This window comes from Caulobacter sp. GW821-FHT11E11 (assembly GCF_058808315.1).
Genome location: NZ_JBXARO010000005.1, coordinates 254643 through 272916, shown reverse-complemented (window position 1 = coordinate 272916; position 18274 = coordinate 254643). Strand labels below are relative to the sequence as shown.

Sequence of the window (18274 nt, the reverse complement as noted above, 5' to 3'; positions counted from 1 at the left end):
TGCGCTTCAGTAGTTCCCCAGGCTCAGAATGTTCCCGTCCGGATCCTTGAACCACACGACCCGCATGCCGCCCGCGACATGGACGTCGCCATCATGGCCCATGCCCGGGAGATCGTAGCGTTCAAAGACGACGCCCCGGCCTCTCAACATGTCCACCGCGGCGTCGAAGGTATCGCCGAGCGCCCAGGTCAGCACCGTGGCCTTGTTGTCGCCCGCGAACTGGGACTCGTAGACCAGCACCAGCGACTTGCCGGCCTGGAAGGCCTGGACGCCGGGCTGGTCCGAGGGGACGGGCCTCAGGCCCAGGACCTCCTCATAGAAAGGCCGCGCCGTCTTCAGGTCCTTCACCGCCACCGTCGCCTGGGCGTCCTGGTCGCCGAGCATTCGAAAACCTCCGTTTCGTTCGCCAGGAAAAGCCGCGAAGCCGAACCGCGTTCCGCCGCGTTGACTCCCGATCATACTGTGTGACATACAGTGTGTGTCACACACCATGTGATGCACACTATGTGGCGCACACCCAATGCCGACCGATACGGACATCTTTGAATCACTCCGCCAGGAGCTGCGACGGGGCAGCCTGATCCTCGCCGTCCTCGCCCAGCTGCGGGAGGAGCGCTACGGCTACAGCCTGCGCCAGGCCCTCTCGACCGTGGGCGTCGAGATCGACGAAGGCGCGCTGTATCCGATGCTGCGCCGGCTGGAGACCCAAGGGCTCCTGGCCAGCGAATGGCGCGAGGAAGACAAGCGCAAGAAGCGTTTCTACCAACTGTCGGAAGAGGGCCGGGCCGTGCTGGCCCGCCTGGCCGGCGAATGGCGCGCGATCAACGCCGCCCTCGAGCCGCTGCTGTGAGCGCGGCCTCCAACCATTCTCAAGGGGACAAGACCATGAGCGATCTGATCGATCGTTATCTGGCGGCCGTGGCCGCCCTGCTGCCGAAGGCCTCGCGCCAGGACATCGTCGCCGAGCTGCGCGACCTGATCATGAACCGCGTCGAGGAGAAGGAGGCCGCCCTGGGCCGCTCGCTCGACAAGGACCAGACCGAGGACCTGCTGCGCGAGATCGGCCATCCGATCGCCGTGGCCGGCCGCTACGGCCCGCACAGCGCCCTGATCGGGCCCGAGATCTATCCGTTCTGGCTGTTCGCCGTGAAGGTGCTGCTGGTCTTCGCCGCCCTGGCCGCGGTGGTCCCGGCGGCGGTGGTGCTGATCGCCGGCCACGGTGACAACTACCGGATCGGCGGGATCCTCTCGGACTTCATCCCCACCGCGCTCAGCCTGATCGGCGGGGCCACCGTGGTCGCGGCGGCGATCGAGCGCGGCTGGATCAAGGTCGGCGACCTGGCCAAGTGGAAGGTCAGCGAGCTGCCGCATCTGCCCGAGGGCGCCGGCTGGCTGGGCGGCGGCGACTGGTCGGGCTGGACGGACGGCAAGGGCTGGTTCGCCAAGAGCCGCTTCGAGGGCGTGTTCGAGCTGGCGGCCATCGGCCTGTTCATCGCCTGGTGGACCGGCGTCCTGCCGTTCCCGATGGAGCGGATCGTGCGCACGCCCGACGGCGTCGGCGTCATCCTGAGCCCGGTGCTGCTGGCCCTGCACTGGCCGATCCTGGGCCTGGCCGTCCTGCAAGGCCTGTCGGCCCTGATCCTGGTGATCCAGCCCGGCTGGGTGCGGGCGCGGGCGGCGACCGAGCTCCTGTGCGCCATCGGCGGCCTCGCCCTGGCCGCGGCCCTGTGGCAGGCCCAGCCCCTGGTGACCCTGTCCGCCGACACGCTCGCCGCCGACCTGGTCAATCTGCAGGAGGTGATCGACATGACCGTCAAGATCATCATCGCGGTGGCCGCGGGCATCAATCTGACCAAGCTGTTCGTCGACGGTTGGCGCCTGGTTCGGGGGCGTTGAGGGGCGGGGTTCGGCGCTCGACACATTATCCGGCGCCGACCCAATCCTGGGCTCGCGTTAAGCAAGATTGTTAAGGTTTATGACGTCGTCGAGTATCGATGCGGCGCCGCCGAAGTTCCGTAGGCGGAGGCTGAGCAAAGGCGTGGCAAGGCTTTTCAATCCACAAAAAAACGTCGATCGCACTTGTCGAGCTTTTCGCGAGGATTCAACGCGTTAACAATTTGACTGTGCGACTTCTAAGCGCAGACGTCATGTTGCAGTGCGGCAAGTGCTTGCGAGTCGTTCATGGATACGTCATAAGCCGCATCAAGCAGGATCTTGGCCACAGCGTGTTACGGCCAGTCCACCCGCTTCGAAGGGTTCCCCGCCAGTAGATTCCGGGGGTTTCGAGGTGGTTTTTGTCGGGGGGCCGGAGCGCCCTCGCCGCGCAGGACGCTAGTTTTGTATATCAAGTCGCAGACGCGCGCGGACGCGCGCGGGCTGGTCGGCGCCGTATTGGTCGGATCCATCACGGGTCTGGCTCTGGGCGGCGTTTACCTTCTGGGTGGCCTGGCTCAATCGGCCTCCACCCACGCCCGCGTCGCCCGATTGGCGGAAGGCGCTTCGGGGAACTTCTCCGACGCGGCCATGCTGAGCGCTTCTACGCGTATGGACCCCGGCGCGCTCGCCGTGGCCAAGCGTCACGATCCTTACCTGTTCGCCGCTGTTGAACGCAGCGACCGCCAGTCACAGATGCTGGCCGCGCGTCTCGACACCGCCGGTTCGAACCTGCTGCCGGGTCAGAACGGCCGCACCGGTCCGCTGATGCTGCGCGCCAGCTTCGGCTCTGCATTCAACCCCGGGATCGCTGGTCCGTTCCAACTGCGCAATGCTTTGGAGAGCTCGCGCGAGCTGGAATGCCTGGCGGACGCCGTCTATTACGAAGCCCGCGGCGAAACCCCCAGCGGCCAGGCGGCCGTGGCCCAGGTGGTCATGAACCGCGTGCGTCACCCGGCCTTCCCGAAGTCGATCTGCGGCGTGGTGTTCCAAGGCGCCTATAACCGCACGGGCTGCCAGTTCAGCTTCGCCTGCGACGGCTCGATGCGCCGCGCTCGCGACATCGGCGCCTGGGCCCGGGCCCGCAAGGTCGCCTCGCGCACCCTGGCCGGCGACGGTTCCAGCACGGTCGGCTCGGCCACGCACTTCCACACGATCAATGTTTCGCCCGGCTGGGGCCCGCGCCTGATGCGCGTCGCCCAGGTCGGCATGCACATCTTCTATCGTTTCGGCCGTCATGGCGCGTCGACCTATGCGCCTTCGCGCCTGCCGACCGTCGACGACATCGCCCCGTCCGAGATCGCCAGCCTGACGGCCGACGGCAAGCCGCCGGTGGTCTATGCCGCCAGCGCGATCGGTCGCCTGGAACCCGCGTCCTCGGCCCCCGGCATGGGTGGTCCGATCGGCGCGGCGGTGACCGAGCCGGCCTCGGCTCCGATCGCCACGGCCCCCAAGGCCCAGGCCAGCGGCCTGACAGCGGTTAAAAGCATCCAGTCCGACAAGCCGGTGATGGAAGGCCTCAAGACGACAGTAGGGGCTGGGAGCGGAGCCGCTTCCTAACCGCATTGGGCATGTGGCTGGTGGCGAAGCGCATCTGCTTCGCCCGCTTGCCCACGAAGTAGTGCAGCTGCTTGCCGTGCGCGGCGTCCCAGACCGCCTGGGCGGCGTCCTCCACCGGATAGACCTCCAGGCCGCCGGCGCGCAGGGCGTCGGCCATGTTCTCGTTCGTGCCTGAGGCTCCGGCGTGCAGGATCGGCGTCTCGACGAACCACGGCATGACGCAGGCGACGCTGACCCCGTGGCGGGCGTACTCGACGTCCAGCGCTTCCGACAGCCCGCGCACCGCGAACTTGGTGGCCGAATAGACCGCCAGCTTGGGCGAGCCATACAGCCCCGCGCACGAGGCGATGTTGATCAGCCGCCCGCCGGCCGCCTGCAGCAGCGGCAAGCCGGCACGAGCGCCGTTGATCACGCCCTTGATGTTGACGTCGATCTGGATGTCGCAGTCGGCGTCGGAGAGATCCTCCAGCACCCCGAACCGCGCGACCCCGGCGTTGTTGAGGATGACGTCGGCCTTGCCGCCGGTTTCCTTGCCGAACGCGCCCAGCGCGTTGGCCCAGGCTTCGCGGTCGCGGACGTCCAGGGGATGGATCGAGCCGTTGGCCAGGCCGATGGTCTCATGCGCGGCCTTCAGGCCGGCCTTGTCGATATCCGCCAGCCCCACGAACCAGCCGGCGCTGGCGAACCGCTTGGCGCAGGCCAGGCCGATGCCGCTGGCGGCGCCGGTGACAAAGATGGATTTCCGGCCGTTCGCAGCCATGGCGGTCCCCTCCCGTATCATTGTTATCAATGATCAGAAGGCCGGAATGGGGGAGGGGTCAAGCCTCCCCCACGGTGAGAGGCGCCGCTTACGGCCCTTCGTTCAGTTCGACCGTGTCGTCTTCGGTCACGGCGTCCGGGCCGTTCTTCTTGATCGACTCGATGGCGTTCTTGGCCCCGGCCTTCGAGGAATAGCCTTCGGTCCAGAAGATATTCTCGCTGTTGTAGGTGAAGTAGGCGACGAACTCGCCCGCCTTGTTCTTCTTGATCACGAACTTATGGGCCATCGGTCTTCTCCTTGGGAAGGAACTGGAAGTCGTCGGCCCCACCCGACCCATGGACCGTCGCCTTCTCGACAGGTCGCTGTCAATCTCGGCCCCGTTAAACTTCACCTGTAACGCCCGCTATGAGTCGCCGATGACCCAGGAACACCTCGACCAGCTGTCCCGCGAACTGCTCAGCCAGCCCTATGCCGAGCTGAGCGACGTGCAGAAGCGGGTCATCGACCTGATCCTGCACGAGGAGCCCTCCGACGAGCCCGACGAGGGTGACGACAACACCTTCTGGACGCGGCTGGCCGACCGGGTGGCGGCGATCGGCGGCTCGTGGGCCTTCATCGGCGGCTTTGGCCTGGCGCTGTTCCTGTGGATGGGGCTGAATCTGGCGCTGACCCCGTTCAAGCACGCCTTCGACCCCTATCCCTTCATCTTCCTGAACCTGATGCTGTCGACCCTGGCCGCCATCCAGGCGCCGGTGATCATGATGAGCCAGAACCGACAGGCCAAGAAGGACCGCCTGACCGCCGAGCACGACTACGCCGTCAACCTGCGGGCCGAGCTGGAGATCATGCGGGTGATCGACAAGCTGGACGCCCTGCGCAGCGACGAGCTGATGGTCCTGTGCCGCGAACACGCCGCGCGGCTGTCGGAGCTGCAGGAAGAGGTGGGGCGGCTGCGAGCGGAGCGGCCTGCGTGAAGGTCGCCACCGCCCAGTTCGCGGTCAGCGCCGACGTCGACGCCAATCTGGCGGCGATCGAGCGGCTGATGCGCCAGGCGAAGGCGGCGGGGGCGGACGTCGTCCATCTCTGCGAGGCGGCGCTGTCGGGCTATGCGGGTGTCGACTTCGAGAGTTTCAAAGGCTTCGACTGGCCGCGCCTAGAGGCGGCGACCCGTCGGGTCATGGCGCTGGCCGGCGAGTTGGAACTCTGGACGATCCTGGGCTCGGCCCACCCCTTGAGCGACGGCCGCAAGCCGCACAACTGCGCCTATGTCATCGACGCCTCGGGCGCGCTGGTCGATCGCTACGACAAGCGCTTCTGCGCTGGCGACGCGGCGGGGCTGACGGGGGATCTTGCGCACTACACGCCGGGCGACCACTTCGCGGTGTTCGAGATCGAGGGCGTGCGCTGCGGCGTGCTGATCTGCCACGACTACCGCTATCCGGAGCTCTATCGCGCCTATAACCGGCTGGGCGTGCGGCTGATGTTCCACGGCTTCCATGCGGGCGGGCTGCCCGCCGAGCGGTTCACGGACATGGAAGCGGGCGTCGGGACCCACCTGCTGACCGGCGGGACGACCCTGCCGGCCATCACCATGCCGGCCGGCATGATCGCCAGCGCCTCGAACAACAACCTGTGGATCAGCTGCCCGAACTCCTCGGCGCCGAAGAGCTGCTGGCCGTCGTTCTTCGTGCGGCCGGATGGGGTGATCACCGGGGCGCTGGAGCTTGAGGTGGAGGGGCTGCTGATCTCCGAGGTCGATCTGGCGGCCGAGATTTACGACAGCACCGTCGCTTGGCGGGACCGGGCGATCGACGGGGTGCTGCACTCGGGCGTAACGGTGGAGGATCCGAGGTCGAAGGCGCGGACGAAATTGTGACCGTGACAATACCGGCGTTGAGCCGCTGACGCCTGGGCCTTAGCTATGGGGCGACAGGAGGCCTCCATGCGGATCGCGGTGCTGACGTTCGACGGTTTCAACGAGCTGGACTCGTTCATCGCGTCCTCGATCCTCAATCGCCTGAAGGCCAAGGGCTGGAAGGCGGAGATCACCTCGCCGACCGAGAGGGTGACCTCGATGAATGGGGTGGCGGTCCACCGCCAGCAGCCGCTGGAATTCGCCGCCCAGGCCGACGCCGTGCTGATCGGCAGCGGGATCAAGTCGCGTGAGATCGCCGCCGACGCCGGGCTGCTGTCGCGGATTCAGCTGGATCCTTCGCGTCAGCTGATCGGAGCACAGTGCTCGGGCACGCTGCTGCTGGCCCGGCTGGGCCTGGTCGGCGATCTGCCGGCCTGCACGGACCTGGCGACCAAGCCCTGGGTGATCGAGGCCGGCGTCCAGGTGCTGGACGCGCCGTTCGTCGCCCACGGCAATGTCGCCACGGCCGGTGGCTGCCTGGCCTCGCAATACCTGGCGACGTGGATCATAGCCCGCGCGGCCGGGGTGGCGGAGGCCGAAGAGGCGATCCGCTATGTCGCGCCGGTGGGCGAGAAGGAGGCCTATGTGGCTCAAGCAATGGCGGCGGTGTCGCCGTTCCTGCCGGCAAGCGCGGTGCAGGCGGCCTGAGCCCATGGTGTCATCCCGGATAGCGCTACGCGCTTTCGGGATGACACGCTTAGAGCTTTAACGGCTACCGCCAGGTCCAGTAACAGACCCGCTCGCGGTGACCGTGCCGCCACTCGCGGTGGCAGACCTTCACCTTGTGGCCGCGATGATGGCGGCCGCGATCGTAACGTACGCGATCGTAGCGGCCCCGGTCATGACGGTCGTAACGATCGTGACGCTCATAACGGCCGTCCCGGTCTTTGGCGTCGGCCGCAGCGGGAACGCTGACGACCAGGGCCGAGGCCGCGATGACCGCGACGCTCAGCAATTTCATGACGGACATTTGTCCTCCAAGGATCGATGGTCCCTCGATCGGTAACCACGATCCTTGCCGGTCGTTGCAAGACTATGTCCGAAATGTACGGCCCCGCTTAGGTTCTAGCGGCGGGTCACCCAATGGCAGACCTTGGTCTTGTGGCCGTGATGGCGCTCCCACTTGCAGACCTTCACCTTGTGCGGAGGCTTGCGGTGGTGATGGGTGTCGGCGCTGGCCAGGGTCGGGACGGCGAGGGCCAGGGCGGCGGCGGCCAGGGTCGAGACACCCAGCATCTTCGCGAACGTCATTCAGGTCTCCAAGACTAAGGTTTGTGTCCCCCGACCCGGATACGATCTGTGTCCAATATTGCCGGCCGATGTCGCCGTGTTTCAGCTGGCCTTCGCAGCACGTCTCAGCGCCTGGGGCGGCTGGCCATAGGCGCGGATGAAGGCCCTGCGCATCCGCTCGCTATCGCCAAAGCCGGTCTCCAAGGCCACGTCCTCGACCTGCAGCGGCGCGCTGTCCAGCAGGGCGCGGGCGGCCTCGACCCGCAGTCGCTCGACGGCCTTGGCCGGGGTGACGCCGGTCTCCTGGGCGAATAGGCGGGCGAAGTTGCGCGGGCTCATGGCGGCGCGGTCGGCCAGCTGCTCGACGCTGAGGGCCTCGGCCAGGTTCTGGCGGGCCCAGGACAGCAGGGTGTCGAAGCGGCCGGGACGCAGGTCGATCAGGGCCGAGTGCTGCGACTGGCCGCCGGGGCGATGGTGGAAGACCACCAACTGCTGGGCCGTGCGGCGAGCCACGGCCTCGCCCTCGTCGGCGCCGATCAAGGCGAGGGCCAAGTCGATGCCGGCAGTGATCCCGGCCGAGCTCCAGATCGCCCCGTCCTGGATGAAGATGCGGTCCGGCTCCAGGCGGATGTTGGGATAGCGCCGCTGGAAATCCTTAGTCCGGCTCCAGTGGGTGGTGGCGCGCTTGCCATTCAGCAGGCCGGCCTCGGCCAGGACATAGGCGCCCGAACACACCGAGGCCACGCGCCGCGACAGCCGTCCGGCCTCGCGCACGAAGGCCAGGGTGTCGGCGCAGGTGGCCGGAACCTTCACCCCGTCGCCGCCGGAGATCAGCAGGGTGTCCAGGCGCGGGCAGTCGGCGAGGGCGGTGGTCTGGATCACGACGCCCGACGTGCTGGGCGTCAGCCCGCCGTTCAGCGACAGGAAATGCAGGCTGTACGCCCCCGGCGACAGCCGTCCGGCGATCTCGAAGGCCGCGATGGGGCCGGTGGCGTCCAGCAGCTGGAAGCCCGGATAGACCAGAAACCCGATAGCGCGAGGCATGGCTGAAACCGTGGGAACTATGTCATTTCAGACGGACGCTAACTGAACCATGTTCTCTCCGCAATCATGACGGAGACCATCGCATGAGCCAGCCGCTACAAATTGTGATCGCCCTGTTCCCCGGCGTGACCCACCTGGACTTCACCGGCCCCCACCAGATCCTGTGCCGCCTGCCCGGCGCCAAGGTGACGGTGGCCAGCCTCGCCGGCGGCGAGATCGAGGCCGACGGCCTGGTCTTCGCGCATCTGCCCAAGCTTTCGGACATCGAGGCCTGCGACCTGCTGCTGGTGCCGGGTGGCTTCGGGACCACCGAGGCGATGGGCAATATGGACTTCATCGCCGAGATCCGGCGGCTGGCGGACGGGGCCAAGTACGTGACCTCGGTCTGCACCGGCTCGCTGGTGCTGGGCGCGGCGGGGCTGCTGAAGGGCAAGCGGGCGGCGTGCCACTGGGCGTGGCGGGATCAGCTGGCGCTGTTCGGCGCGATCCCGGATCCGTCGCGGGTGGCGCGGGACGGGCGCTACATCACCGGCGGCGGCGTGACGGCGGGGATCGACTTCGCCCTCACCGTGGTGGCCGAACTGGCCGGCGACGACATGGCGCAGAGCATCCAGCTGGCGGTGGAATATGCGCCGGATCCGCCGTTCAACGCCGGGCGGCCGGAGACGGCGCCGGAGGCGGTGCTGCGGCGGGTGTCAGGGATCTACGGGAAGGGGATGGAGGCGCGCGAGGCGGCGGCGCGGAAGGCGGCCGAGGCGCTGTAGGCTTTAGCGCCCCCTCCGTCACGGCGCGTATCCGCGCCGCGCCACCTCCCCCCCCCCCTTCGCAGGGGAGGAGGAAGCTGCTCTTTCCTGCCCCGTGAAACGGGGGAGGTGGATCGGCGCCGATAGGCGACGAGACGGAGGGGGCGCTTTGGGCGCTAACCGACCTGCACCCCGGTCATCGAAATCGCCGCGAACACGTCATCATTGAAGAAGCTGACGGGTTCGTCCTTCTCCTGCGCCCCCAGCACATAAAGCAGCGGCAGGTAGTGCTCCGCGCTGTTGATCGAGATCTCCGCATCTGGTCCCAGGCTCCGCCAGTCGATCAACGGATCATGATCCCCGGCCAGGATCAGCGCCTTCGCCGCCTCATTGAACCGATCCGCCCATTCCGGCGCCTCGGGCCGTCGGAAGTCAGCCGCTCGCAGATTATGGACGATGTCGCCGCTGCCCACGATCAAGACGCCTTCATCCCGCAGCGGGGCCAACCGCCGCCCCGCCTCATAGTGCCAGCGATCCGACCGCCCACGATCCAGGCTCAGCTGCACCACCGGCACGTCGGCATGCGGATACATCGGCGCCAGCACGCCCCAGGCCCCGTGGTCGAGACCGCGGGTCGGATGCTGCACCACCACGTCCGGCGACAGCAGCTCGGCGACCCGCGCCGCCAGCACCGGATCGCCCGGCGCCGGGTACTGGACGTCGAACAGCGCCTGCGGGAAGCCGCCGAAGTCGTGGATCGTCTCCGGCGCGATCGAGGCGCTGACCGCCGAGGCGCCGCGCGTCTCCCAGTGGGCGCTGATCATCAGCACCGCCTTGGGCCGCGGCAGCTCGACGCCCAGCCGCGCCCAGTCGCGGTTCCAGGCATTGTCCTCGATGGCGTTCATCGGCGAGCCGTGGCCGACGAACAGGACGGGCATGCGAGACATGGGTGGAGACCTATCAGAAACAGTATGAGTTGCAGATAGTGGCCGTGACGCCATACCGCAAGACGACCTGCCGGCGACGGCTTTTCGGGGGGCGGCGCCTTTGCTATGGCCACCTCCGTGACCGTCCCGCTTTCTCAGAGTCCTTCGGGTGAGACGCCCGCTGCCGAGCCTGTCGGCTTCAAGCCCGGCAAGGACGCCGTGCGCGGCGGGGCCCTGGATTTCCTGCGCTTCCTCGCCTCTCTGCTGATCGTCGTCTATCACTATGGCGCCGAGAGCCCGATGCGGATCGAGCGCTTCGGCCAGGTGTTCTCGCGCGGGTTTCTCGCGACCGACTTCTTCCTGATGTTGTCCGGCTATGTGCTGGGCCGGGCCTATGGCGGCTCGGTGCTGAGCGGCCGGGTCAGTCCGCCGCGCTTCTGGGTGCGCCGCGCCGCGCGCATCTGGCCCGGGCACCTGGTGGTGCTGGCCATGCTGGCGGGACTGGTGCTGCTGCTCAACACCGTCGGCACCGACGCCCACAAGCCCAGCCGCTTCGCCTGGGACCAGCTGGCGACCCAGGCCCTGCTGATCCACGCCTGGGGCTTCCCTAGCGACGGCTGGAACCTGCCCAGCTGGTCGCTGTCGGCCCTGATCGTCTGCTACGCCCTGTTCCCGTTCTTCTGGAGGACGGTCAGCAAGGTGCGCCACGCCTGGATACTGCCGCTGGGCGCGGCCGTGATCCTGGGCGTGTTCGAGGTGATCGCCCGCAAGGCCTTCCACCACCCGCTGCCCGACCTGCAGTTCCAGTACGGCGTGGTGCGGGCGCTGCCGCTGTTCATTCTGGGCGTCTGCCTGGCGCGCGCGGTCGACATGCGCTGGCCGTCGGAGCAGGCGGCGAAAGCCCTGCTGTGGGGCGGCGTCGTCCTGCTGGTCGTCACCCAGCCGCTGGACCGCTACGCCCTGCCGGACCAGTGGCTGTTCGACGCCCCGTCGCTGCTGGCCATCGCCATGATCGTGCTGGGCGCCGGCCGCCTGCCGGTCAAGCAGCCGCGCAAGTGGATCGAGGAAGGCGCCAAGCTGTCCTTCGCCCTGTTCATCACTCACATCTTCGTCGGGGTGATCTACTGGAGCGCCGTGCACAAGCTGATCGAGACGGTGCCGATCGGCATCGGCTGGCAGTGGCTGATGTGGCTGGCCGGTTTCCCGATCGCCTACGGCGCGGCCTGGCTGTTCCACACCTATATCGACCAGCCGATCCAGGATCGGCTGCAGCCGCTCCTCAGGAAATAGACATGACCCGGCACATCCCCCTCCAAGGCGTCGAGAACTTCCGCGATTTCGGCGACTACGCCGCGGGGGCGGGGCGGCTGAAGAAGGGCGTGCTGTTCCGGGCCGCGCACCAGGCCGAGGCCACCGACGAGGATCTGGCGGTGCTCGAAGCCCTGGGCATTGTCACCCTGGTCGACCTGCGCCGGCCCAATGAGCGCGAGCGCTCGCCCTCGCGCCGTTGGACGGGCTTCACCGCCCAGGTGATCGACAACGACCTGGGCGTCACGGGTGTCGATCCCTGGCTGGAGTTCATCACCAGCACCGATCTCACCGAAGAGACGGTCCACGACTACATGGACGAATACTACCGCCGCCTGCCGTTCAAGGAACGGCACATCGACCTGTTCCGCCGCTTCTTCCTGGCGCTGGCGGAAGCCAAGGGCCCGGCCCTGATCCACTGCGCGGCCGGCAAGGACCGCACCGGCGTGCTGGCCGCCCTGACCCACCACATCGCCGGGGTCGGCGACGACGACGTCATCGACGACTACCTGCTGACCAACGACCCGACCCGCTTCGACCGGCGCGGCGCGACGTTCATGGACCACATCGAAGGCATGACCGGCCGCCGCCCGGATGAGGCCGCCATGCGCGCGGCCATGGGCGTCGAGGCGCGCTACCTGGCGGCGGCGTTCGAGGTGATCAAGGCGCAGAACGGCTCGCTGGACGGCTACCTGGAGCAGGTGGTCGGGCTTGATGCCGACAACCGCGAGAAGGTGCGGGCTCACATCCTTCTCTGAATCCGTAAGGTGACAAACGCCCGTTTAAGGTCCAGCCTCCCCTGACGGCCCCGACAGAGGGCCAAGCATCATCAGGGTTACGGTATGAGCGAGTTGGCGGGTTCGCCTCCGGGCATGAGCGATGTCGCGGGCGATGATGTTCTCGTCCCCGCCCCCAAGCAGAAGCTCTCCCGAAGCGCGCTCAGCTGGATCCTGCACCAGGGCACGCGCGACCCCTACGTCATCCTGATCACCATCTATGTCTTCGCGCCGTACTTCTCGCGCGTGCTGGTCGGCGATCCGGTCAAGGGCCAGGCGGTCGTCGCCGACATCTCCACCGTCTATGGCCTGCTGACCGCCGTGATCGCGCCGATCCTGGGCGCGTCGATCGAGCGGTTCGGACCGCGCAAGCCGTTCATGGGCCTGGTCCTGGCGATCATGGTCCCGATCCTGTTCGCCCTGTGGCTGGCCAAGCCGGGCGGCCTGCCGGTCGACCTGGTGGGCCTGGCTTTGATCGTGCTGGGCGTGGCCTATAACAGCGGCGACGTGCTCAACAACTCGCTGCTGTCGCGCTCGGCCGCGCCGGGGCAGGAGCCGGTGCTGTCGGGCCTGGGCTATGCCGCCGCCAACGGCCTGTCGGTGACCCTGCTGATCTTCGTGATGTGGGCCTTCGTGCTGCCCGGCATGGTGCCGTGGTCGTTCGTGCCAGCCTCGCCGCTGCTGGGCCTGAGCCAGACCGCCCAAGAGCCCAGCCGCATCGTCGGCCCACTGGCGGCCACGGTCATGCTGCTGGGCGCCATCCCGTTCTTCCTGTGGACCAAGGACGCGCCGCGCACCGGCGTCTCGCTGTTGGCCGCGATCAAGGAGGGCGTGAAGCTGATCGCCGACACCTTCGGCAACCTCAAGGGCCACGCCGACGTCGCCAAGTTCCTGGGCGCGCGCATGCTCTATTGCGACGGCATGACGGCCCTGCTGATCTTCGGCGGCTTGTTCGCGGCCGGGCTGATGAAGTGGGGCGAACTGGAGATGCTGGCCTACGGCATCTCGCTGTCGATCTTCGGGGTGCTGGGCGGCCTGATCGCGCCGTGGTTCGACAAGACCCTGGGCCCCAAGCGGGCGATCCAGCTGGAGATCGGCATCTGCATCCTGGTGCTCTTGGGCACGCTGGGCATGGGTCGCGAGAAGATCCTCTATTTCTGGACCTGGGACGCGGCGACCCACCCGGCGGTCTGGAACGGTCCGCTGTTCCGCACCCTGCCCGAGATCATCTATCTGAGCCTGGGCCTGCTGATCGCCGTCTTCGTCACCGCGCAATACGCCTCGAGCCGCACCCTGCTGGTGCGCCTGGCCCCGCCGGACCGCATGGCCGCCTTCTTCGGCCTGTTCTCGCTGTCGGGCACGGCGACCATGTGGCTGGGCTCGCTGCTCGTGGCCCTGGCGACCAAGATGTTCGCCAGCCAGGTCGCCGGTTTCATCCCCATCGCGGGCCTGCTGGCGCTGGGGTTGGTGGGCCTGTTCACGGTCAAGGGCGGGGAACGGGAGTAGTCCCCGGGGGCGGGAGCCGTTACATCCCGTCCCATGCGCCGCGTCGCCCTCCTTACCGTCCCCTGGCGTGAGCCGGTCTGGGCGTTGGCTCCGTTCCGGGGCGAGCCGTACGCCTGCGCCCTGGTGACGGGCGGGCGGGGGCGGTGGTCGTATCTGCTGCGGGCGCCGGATGAGACGTTCAGTCTGAATGCGGATCACACTGCGGATCCCTTCACGACGCTTTCCGATCTGATCGGCCCCCGCCTTGCCGGCGATCCTGAAAGGCCGCCGTTCCAGGGGGGCGTCGTGGGCTTGGCGTCTTACGAGCTGGGCGATCGGGTCGAGGCGTTGAGCCTTGGCCGCACCGATTGGCCCGACCTGATCTGCGCCCGGTATCCGGCGCTGCTGGCCTTCGACCATCATGCGCGGCAGGTGGTGGCCGTCGGGCGTGGCGACTCCGATGCGCAGGCCGCCGAACGGGCTCGCGCGGCGCTGGCCTGGTTGGACGCGTCCACGGATCGTACCGAGTTCGCCGGCCCGCTGTGCCCCGACCTCACCGCCTCCGACGGCGAAGCCTACGAGACCGCCGTGGCCGAGGTCGTCGACCGCATCGTCGGCGGCGAGATCTTCCAGGCCAATATCGCCCGCGCCTGGACAGGACGCCTGGCCGCCGGCGCCGATCCGTTCGACCTGTTCGTCCGCCTGCGCGGCCAGAGCCCCGCGCCGTTCTCGGCCTATCTGCGCCTGCCGGGCCGGGCGGTGGTCTCGAACTCGCCCGAGCGGTTCCTGAAGCTCGACCCCGCCGGGGCGATCGAGACCAAGCCGATCAAGGGCACCCGTCCCCGTGGCCGCGACGCCGCCGAGGACCACGCCCTGGCCGCCGAGCTGCTGGCCAGCGACAAGGACCGGGCCGAGAACCTGATGATCGTCGACCTGATGCGCAACGACCTGGCGCGGGTGTCGCCGCCGGGCAGCGTCAAGGCGCCGGAACTCTTCAAGGTCGAGAGCTTCGCCAACGTCCATCACCTGGTCTCGACCGTGACCGCCCGGCTGGCGGAGGGGCGGACCGTCGCCGACCTGCTGCGGGCCAGCTTCCCGCCGGGATCGATCACCGGCGCGCCCAAGGTCCAGGCCATGAAGGTCATCGCCGGCCTGGAGCCGCCGCGCGGACCCTATTGCGGGAGCCTCTTCTGGGCGGGCTTCGACGGGGCGTTCGACAGCTCGGTGCTGATCCGCACCGTCGGTCTCGTCGAGGACGTCGACGGCTGGCGGCTGGAAGCCCGCGCCGGGGCCGGCATCGTCGCCGACAGCGACCCGCACGGCGAACGCCTGGAGACCGAGGCCAAGATCGCCGCCCTGAGGAAGGCCCTGACCGAATGATCCCTATCGAAGATCGCGGCCTGCTGCTGGGCGATGGCCTGTTCGAGACGATGCTGGCCCTCGATGGCCACCTGCCGCACCTGGCCGCCCACCTCGACCGGATGGCCGCCGGCTGCGACGTCCTGAACCTGCCGTTCGATCGCGAGGAAGCCGAGCGTGTGGTTCGTGCGGCGACGCCGGAGGAGGGCCGTTTCGCCGTCCGCCTGACCCTGACCGCCGGCTCCGGCGGCCGAGGCCTCGACCGTCCCGCCGCCCCGGTCCCGGTCCTGTTCGCCAAGGCCGCGCCCTCGGCCCCGGTCACGACCCCTGCCACGGCGATCATCGCGACCACCTGCCGCAACGAAGGCTCGCCCGCCTCGCGCCTGAAGACCTTGAGCTATCTCGACAACGTCCTGGCCCGCGCCGAGGCGAAAGCGGCCGGCGTCGACGAGGCGCTGATGCTGAACAACCGCGGCGACCTCGCCTGCGCCGCCGCCGCCAACCTGTTCTGGATCAGAGGCGGCCGCCTCTACACCCCGCGCCTGGACTGCGGCGTCTTAGCGGGGATCACCCGCGCCCGGCTGCTGGCCTTGCACGAGGTCGAAGAGGTCGCGGTCGGCGTCGAAGCTCTGGAGACCGCCGACGCGATCTTCCTGACCAACAGCCTGTTGGGTATCCGCGAAGTCTCGAGGCTGGGCGACAAAGTGTTCGCGCCGCATCCGTTGGTAGGGAGTTTGCGGCAAGCGCCGGGGTTCTGAGAACTACCTCTCCGCCAAACCCAAACTGCCTTCCTAGGCCTTGTGCCTAGGACCCATGGTTCAGCGGTTGAAGTTTGTCCGCGCGTGGCGGTGCGGATGCGGCCGTTCCCGATCTCTTAACCTGGCGGCGCCATGGGTCCTCGCCACGAGGGCGAGGAAGGCATGGATATTTACTTATAAGTGTATATCTGAAATTCTCCCCTCATGCGGGAGGAGCGCTACATCGCCGTCTACATCATGGCCAACAAGCGTCTAGGCACGCTCTATATCGGCGCGACGGGATATCTGAACCGCCGCATCTGGGAGCACCGCGAGGGCCTAATGCCGGGCTTCACCAGGACCTATGGCCTCAAACGCCTCGTCTGGTACGAAACCCACGAAGACATGAGTGTCGCCTTCCAGCGCGAGCGCAGTCTCAAGCGTTGGCCGCGCCAGTGGAAGATCAATCTGATCGAGCGCGAGAATCCGGCCTGGGACGATCTCTATGAAGGCTTGATCTAGACTTTAGCTCGCCGCGTTCCACAGCACCGAGTCGGTCTTGCGCGGACGCAGGTAGTAGGTGCGGTTGAAGGTCATGCCCGAGGGCAGGACCAGTTTGATGGCCGAGGTGTAGGTGTAGCTGACGCGGGCCAGGATCACGCTCTGGTTGGCGGGCAGCACGCCGACGGGGACGTCGGTCAGCACCGTGCCCTGGGCGGGGCAGTTGGTCATGCCGGTGACCGAGGCCTTGGACCAGGCGACGGTGTCCTTGCCGTTGGCGTCCGAGGTGACGCTGAGCAGGCACTGCTTGAGCAGGCCCGTGGTCGGGAAGGGCGCCATGATGGTGTCGCCGATCTTGAAGATGTCGGCGGTCTTCAGCGGGCCGGTCTGGCTGCTCTGGGCCACGAGGTCGCCGATGGCCGAGGCGAGGTTGGACAGGCGGCGCTGGGCCATCATGGTCTGCGTCAGCTCGGCCATGCCGCAGTACATGGTGATCAGCAGCGGCGCGATCAGGGCGAACTCCACGGCGGTCGCGCCGCGGCGGTTGCGCCAGAAGCGCGTCAGGCGACCAAGGGGGCGGGGCGCGCTCATTGGTAGGGCTCGTTCGAGAAGGCCGTCGCGGCGTAGATGATCCGCTTGCCGTTGGACGACTGCAGGCCCGTGCTCAGCAGCGGCGTGATCAGCGGCCAGGTGTAGTAGGCGCGAACCAGCACGATCGAGCCCGGCTGGCCCGGATCCCAACGCATCGACGTAGGGACGGTGGCTTCATTGGACGCGTTTCTGGAGGCGGCGAAGTCGCTGTAGGTCTGCACGTCGATCTGCAACGCGCCCTGGCATTTGGAGCCCAGCCAGCTCAGCTTGTTGCAGACGGCGGTCTTGAAGGTGGCGGCCGTGCCGCTGCCGGTCTGGACCTGGCCGGTGCGAATGGTGCGGCCGACATCGGCGACGGCGGTCTCCAGCGTCGTGGAGACCAGGAACACCAGGCCCAGTTCGATGATGGCGAAGATCAGCAGCAGGAAGGGCACGCCGACGAGGGCGAACTCGACGGCGGTGGCCCCGCGTTCGGCGCGCGCGAAACGGCTGGCGTGGCGGGCCAGTCGTTTCCTGGCGTTGGCGAGAATGCGGGCCATGCGGCGAAAGTCCCTTCGGACCCCGGAAGGGTCGATCGCGGAAAAGACTAGCCGAACGATCCTAACGGCGCGTTAGGCGCGCGCCCGCGTACGTACGAGGCGCGGTTACGGCGTGGTCGGGGCCGGGGCGGCCGCGGCGGCGGCCGGCGCGCCCAGGCGGGTGCACTGGTCGGCGCAGGCATAGTTGCTGGCGGTGTTGCCGCGATAGACGGTGACGCCGCCGCTGCCGTTCTCCGACACCACGATCTGGCGGTCGGCCAGGGCGCGGCCGCTGGGACCGAAGGCCAGCAGGCTGGTCACGCCCGGCTTCTTGCCCAGGACGACCAGGGTGCGGTCGTTGACGACGCTGACGTCGGCGATGCTGGGATCGCCCACCACGATGTCGCGCACCGCGCCGCCCAGGTTGACGTACGAGGCCTGGCCGGCGGCGACCGGCAGGTCCGCCGAGGCGCCCGTCGAGGCGCTTACGGGCGTCGCGCGGACGGGCAGGGTCTGGGCGTTGGCGACGCCCCAGAAGGTCAGGGCGGCGGCGATGGCGAGCGAAAGGCGGCGCATAGAGGTTTCCGATCTCGGATCCGAACGTCCGCCAGCATCACTTTGTTTGGTCAACAAAAGACTAAAGCGCGGCTGTGTGCGTCCAAGCGTCGCTTGAGAAACTCCTTGATTCCAAAGGGTTTGAGAGGTCTTCGAAGTGTCGTGGTTAAGAACAAGTAATGGTAAATACAAATAAACCAAAAGAAAATCGCCAGAAACTATTCGATGTTTACTCAGCATTAAGCGCGCCGGGCCAAATTGATCGTGTTTTCGGGGGTGAGCAAGTCGAACGGCTTGAAAGCCTCAAATCAACTGCTACTGGTTTAGGAGACCA

22 protein-coding genes and 1 pseudogene are annotated in these 18274 nt (G+C 67.7%); 13 read left to right on the top strand and 10 right to left on the bottom strand.

What is annotated here, in order from left to right; genetic code table 11:
* Positions 1–6: 6 nt before the first annotated feature.
* Positions 7–384 carry a VOC family protein gene (locus tag AC1RR5_RS14555; protein WP_492922355.1) on the bottom strand — a complete coding sequence of 126 codons (378 nt, stop codon included), beginning with the start codon at positions 382–384 and terminating at the stop codon, positions 7–9.
* 136 nt (positions 385–520) lie between these two features.
* Between AC1RR5_RS14555 and AC1RR5_RS14550 the strand changes: the two genes are divergently transcribed.
* The 3 genes from AC1RR5_RS14550 to AC1RR5_RS14540 all read left to right on the top strand — a co-directional run bounded on the left by AC1RR5_RS14550 (position 521) and on the right by AC1RR5_RS14540 (position 3492).
* The gene (locus AC1RR5_RS14550; protein WP_492922354.1) at positions 521–850 is read left to right on the top strand and encodes a PadR family transcriptional regulator; all 330 of its coding nucleotides are present in this window, start codon (positions 521–523) and stop codon (positions 848–850) included.
* Positions 851–885: 35 nt separating this feature from the next.
* Positions 886–1896 carry an HAAS signaling domain-containing protein gene (locus AC1RR5_RS14545; protein WP_492922353.1) on the top strand — a complete coding sequence of 337 codons (1011 nt, stop codon included), beginning with the start codon at positions 886–888 and terminating at the stop codon, positions 1894–1896.
* A 441-nt stretch (positions 1897–2337) separates the two neighbouring features.
* Positions 2338–3492 carry a cell wall hydrolase gene (locus tag AC1RR5_RS14540; RefSeq protein ID WP_492922352.1) on the top strand — a complete coding sequence of 385 codons (1155 nt, stop codon included), beginning with the start codon at positions 2338–2340 and terminating at the stop codon, positions 3490–3492.
* Here AC1RR5_RS14540 and AC1RR5_RS14535 read toward each other — a convergent pair.
* Both AC1RR5_RS14535 and AC1RR5_RS14530 read right to left on the bottom strand, forming a co-directional pair.
* On the bottom strand, positions 3452–4282 hold the full coding sequence (locus AC1RR5_RS14535; protein WP_492922351.1) for an SDR family oxidoreductase: 831 nt from the start codon (positions 4280–4282) through the stop codon (positions 3452–3454). The genes AC1RR5_RS14540 and AC1RR5_RS14535 overlap by 41 nt on opposite strands.
* Before the next feature lie 58 nt (positions 4283–4340).
* Positions 4341–4538 carry a YegP family protein gene (locus AC1RR5_RS14530; protein ID WP_492922350.1) on the bottom strand — a complete coding sequence of 66 codons (198 nt, stop codon included), beginning with the start codon at positions 4536–4538 and terminating at the stop codon, positions 4341–4343.
* Between the two features lie 130 nt (positions 4539–4668).
* Here AC1RR5_RS14530 and AC1RR5_RS14525 point away from each other — a divergent pair, with 130 nt between their 5' ends.
* The 3 genes from AC1RR5_RS14525 (at position 4669) to AC1RR5_RS14515 (ending at position 6815) form a co-directional block, all read left to right on the top strand.
* Positions 4669–5226 (top strand): DUF1003 domain-containing protein, encoded by a 558-nt coding sequence (locus AC1RR5_RS14525; protein WP_492922349.1) that lies wholly within the window; start codon positions 4669–4671, stop codon positions 5224–5226.
* Complete coding sequence (locus AC1RR5_RS14520; RefSeq protein WP_492922348.1) at positions 5223–6128, top strand: carbon-nitrogen hydrolase family protein; 906 nt, start codon at positions 5223–5225, stop codon at positions 6126–6128. The genes AC1RR5_RS14525 and AC1RR5_RS14520 overlap by 4 nt, the downstream gene beginning before the upstream one ends.
* A 66-nt stretch (positions 6129–6194) precedes the next feature.
* A complete protein-coding gene (locus tag AC1RR5_RS14515; protein ID WP_492922347.1) occupies positions 6195–6815 on the top strand; it encodes a DJ-1/PfpI family protein in 621 nt (206 codons plus the stop codon).
* A 64-nt stretch (positions 6816–6879) separates the two neighbouring features.
* Here the strand turns inward: AC1RR5_RS14515 and AC1RR5_RS14510 are convergent, their stop codons facing one another.
* The 3 genes from AC1RR5_RS14510 to AC1RR5_RS14500 form a co-directional block, all read right to left on the bottom strand.
* Positions 6880–7128 (bottom strand): hypothetical protein, encoded by a 249-nt coding sequence (locus AC1RR5_RS14510; protein WP_492922346.1) that lies wholly within the window; start codon positions 7126–7128, stop codon positions 6880–6882.
* 104 nt (positions 7129–7232) lie between these two features.
* The gene (locus AC1RR5_RS14505) at positions 7233–7418 is read right to left on the bottom strand and encodes a hypothetical protein (protein ID WP_492922345.1); all 186 of its coding nucleotides are present in this window, start codon (positions 7416–7418) and stop codon (positions 7233–7235) included.
* A gap of 81 nt (positions 7419–7499) precedes the next feature.
* On the bottom strand, positions 7500–8441 hold the full coding sequence (locus AC1RR5_RS14500; RefSeq protein WP_492922344.1) for a GlxA family transcriptional regulator: 942 nt from the start codon (positions 8439–8441) through the stop codon (positions 7500–7502).
* 83 nt (positions 8442–8524) lie between these two features.
* Here AC1RR5_RS14500 and AC1RR5_RS14495 point away from each other — a divergent pair, with 83 nt between their 5' ends.
* Complete coding sequence (locus AC1RR5_RS14495) at positions 8525–9205, top strand: DJ-1/PfpI family protein (RefSeq protein WP_492922343.1); 681 nt, start codon at positions 8525–8527, stop codon at positions 9203–9205.
* A 155-nt stretch (positions 9206–9360) separates the two neighbouring features.
* Here AC1RR5_RS14495 and ygiD read toward each other — a convergent pair whose 3' ends face one another.
* Positions 9361–10131 carry a 4,5-DOPA-extradiol-dioxygenase gene (gene ygiD / locus AC1RR5_RS14490; protein WP_492922342.1) on the bottom strand — a complete coding sequence of 257 codons (771 nt, stop codon included), beginning with the start codon at positions 10129–10131 and terminating at the stop codon, positions 9361–9363.
* Between the two features lie 105 nt (positions 10132–10236).
* On the opposite strand from ygiD, the gene AC1RR5_RS14485 reads away from it, so the two are divergent.
* From AC1RR5_RS14485 to AC1RR5_RS14460, 6 genes and pseudogenes are all read left to right on the top strand, one after another.
* Positions 10237–11400 carry an acyltransferase family protein gene (locus AC1RR5_RS14485; RefSeq protein ID WP_492922341.1) on the top strand — a complete coding sequence of 388 codons (1164 nt, stop codon included), beginning with the start codon at positions 10237–10239 and terminating at the stop codon, positions 11398–11400.
* 2 nt (positions 11401–11402) lie between these two features.
* Positions 11403–12176 (top strand): tyrosine-protein phosphatase, encoded by a 774-nt coding sequence (locus AC1RR5_RS14480; protein ID WP_492922340.1) that lies wholly within the window; start codon positions 11403–11405, stop codon positions 12174–12176.
* Between the two features lie 84 nt (positions 12177–12260).
* The gene (locus AC1RR5_RS14475; RefSeq protein WP_492922339.1) at positions 12261–13700 is read left to right on the top strand and encodes an MFS transporter; all 1440 of its coding nucleotides are present in this window, start codon (positions 12261–12263) and stop codon (positions 13698–13700) included.
* Positions 13643–15059 (top strand): annotated as a pseudogene (pabB, locus tag AC1RR5_RS14470) (aminodeoxychorismate synthase, component I); the annotation flags it as partial. The gene AC1RR5_RS14475 and the pseudogene pabB, both read left to right, overlap by 58 nt.
* Positions 15056–15796 (top strand): aminotransferase class IV, encoded by a 741-nt coding sequence (locus tag AC1RR5_RS14465; RefSeq protein WP_492922338.1) that lies wholly within the window; start codon positions 15056–15058, stop codon positions 15794–15796. The pseudogene pabB and the gene AC1RR5_RS14465, both read left to right, overlap by 4 nt.
* A gap of 204 nt (positions 15797–16000) precedes the next feature.
* Positions 16001–16297 (top strand): GIY-YIG nuclease family protein, encoded by a 297-nt coding sequence (locus AC1RR5_RS14460; protein WP_492922337.1) that lies wholly within the window; start codon positions 16001–16003, stop codon positions 16295–16297.
* A gap of 3 nt (positions 16298–16300) precedes the next feature.
* Here the strand turns inward: AC1RR5_RS14460 and AC1RR5_RS14455 are convergent, their stop codons facing one another.
* From AC1RR5_RS14455 to AC1RR5_RS14445, 3 genes are all read right to left on the bottom strand, one after another.
* On the bottom strand, positions 16301–16867 hold the full coding sequence (locus AC1RR5_RS14455; RefSeq protein ID WP_492922336.1) for a TadE/TadG family type IV pilus assembly protein: 567 nt from the start codon (positions 16865–16867) through the stop codon (positions 16301–16303).
* On the bottom strand, positions 16864–17406 hold the full coding sequence (locus AC1RR5_RS14450; RefSeq protein WP_492922335.1) for a TadE/TadG family type IV pilus assembly protein: 543 nt from the start codon (positions 17404–17406) through the stop codon (positions 16864–16866). The genes AC1RR5_RS14455 and AC1RR5_RS14450 overlap by 4 nt, the downstream gene beginning before the upstream one ends.
* A 105-nt stretch (positions 17407–17511) precedes the next feature.
* Positions 17512–17961: a pilus assembly protein N-terminal domain-containing protein gene (locus tag AC1RR5_RS14445; RefSeq protein WP_492922334.1), complete on the bottom strand. Its 450-nt coding sequence runs from the start codon at positions 17959–17961 to the stop codon at positions 17512–17514.
* Positions 17962–18274: the final 313 nt, after the last annotated feature.

What these genes read in the sequence shown, in the direction of transcription:
- AC1RR5_RS14525 (WP_492922349.1), top strand. Translation starts at nt 4,669, where the DNA reads ATGACCCAGGAACACCTCGACCAGCTGTCCCGCGAACTGCTCAGCCAG.
- AC1RR5_RS14555 (WP_492922355.1), bottom strand. Translation starts at nt 384, where the DNA reads ATGCTCGGCGACCAGGACGCCCAGGCGACGGTGGCGGTGAAGGACCTG.
- AC1RR5_RS14500 (WP_492922344.1), bottom strand. Translation starts at nt 8,441, where the DNA reads ATGCCTCGCGCTATCGGGTTTCTGGTCTATCCGGGCTTCCAGCTGCTG.
- AC1RR5_RS14485 (WP_492922341.1), top strand. Translation starts at nt 10,237, where the DNA reads ATGGCCACCTCCGTGACCGTCCCGCTTTCTCAGAGTCCTTCGGGTGAG.
- AC1RR5_RS14445 (WP_492922334.1), bottom strand. Translation starts at nt 17,961, where the DNA reads ATGCGCCGCCTTTCGCTCGCCATCGCCGCCGCCCTGACCTTCTGGGGC.
- AC1RR5_RS14460 (WP_492922337.1), top strand. Translation starts at nt 16,001, where the DNA reads ATGCGGGAGGAGCGCTACATCGCCGTCTACATCATGGCCAACAAGCGT.
- AC1RR5_RS14510 (WP_492922346.1), bottom strand. Translation starts at nt 7,128, where the DNA reads ATGAAATTGCTGAGCGTCGCGGTCATCGCGGCCTCGGCCCTGGTCGTC.
- AC1RR5_RS14515 (WP_492922347.1), top strand. Translation starts at nt 6,195, where the DNA reads ATGCGGATCGCGGTGCTGACGTTCGACGGTTTCAACGAGCTGGACTCG.
- AC1RR5_RS14505 (WP_492922345.1), bottom strand. Translation starts at nt 7,418, where the DNA reads ATGACGTTCGCGAAGATGCTGGGTGTCTCGACCCTGGCCGCCGCCGCC.
- AC1RR5_RS14480 (WP_492922340.1), top strand. Translation starts at nt 11,403, where the DNA reads ATGACCCGGCACATCCCCCTCCAAGGCGTCGAGAACTTCCGCGATTTC.
- AC1RR5_RS14495 (WP_492922343.1), top strand. Translation starts at nt 8,525, where the DNA reads ATGAGCCAGCCGCTACAAATTGTGATCGCCCTGTTCCCCGGCGTGACC.
- AC1RR5_RS14530 (WP_492922350.1), bottom strand. Translation starts at nt 4,538, where the DNA reads ATGGCCCATAAGTTCGTGATCAAGAAGAACAAGGCGGGCGAGTTCGTC.
- AC1RR5_RS14475 (WP_492922339.1), top strand. Translation starts at nt 12,261, where the DNA reads ATGAGCGAGTTGGCGGGTTCGCCTCCGGGCATGAGCGATGTCGCGGGC.
- ygiD (WP_492922342.1), bottom strand. Translation starts at nt 10,131, where the DNA reads ATGTCTCGCATGCCCGTCCTGTTCGTCGGCCACGGCTCGCCGATGAAC.
- AC1RR5_RS14550 (WP_492922354.1), top strand. Translation starts at nt 521, where the DNA reads ATGCCGACCGATACGGACATCTTTGAATCACTCCGCCAGGAGCTGCGA.
- AC1RR5_RS14465 (WP_492922338.1), top strand. Translation starts at nt 15,056, where the DNA reads ATGATCCCTATCGAAGATCGCGGCCTGCTGCTGGGCGATGGCCTGTTC.
- AC1RR5_RS14455 (WP_492922336.1), bottom strand. Translation starts at nt 16,867, where the DNA reads ATGAGCGCGCCCCGCCCCCTTGGTCGCCTGACGCGCTTCTGGCGCAAC.
- AC1RR5_RS14450 (WP_492922335.1), bottom strand. Translation starts at nt 17,406, where the DNA reads ATGGCCCGCATTCTCGCCAACGCCAGGAAACGACTGGCCCGCCACGCC.
- AC1RR5_RS14545 (WP_492922353.1), top strand. Translation starts at nt 886, where the DNA reads ATGAGCGATCTGATCGATCGTTATCTGGCGGCCGTGGCCGCCCTGCTG.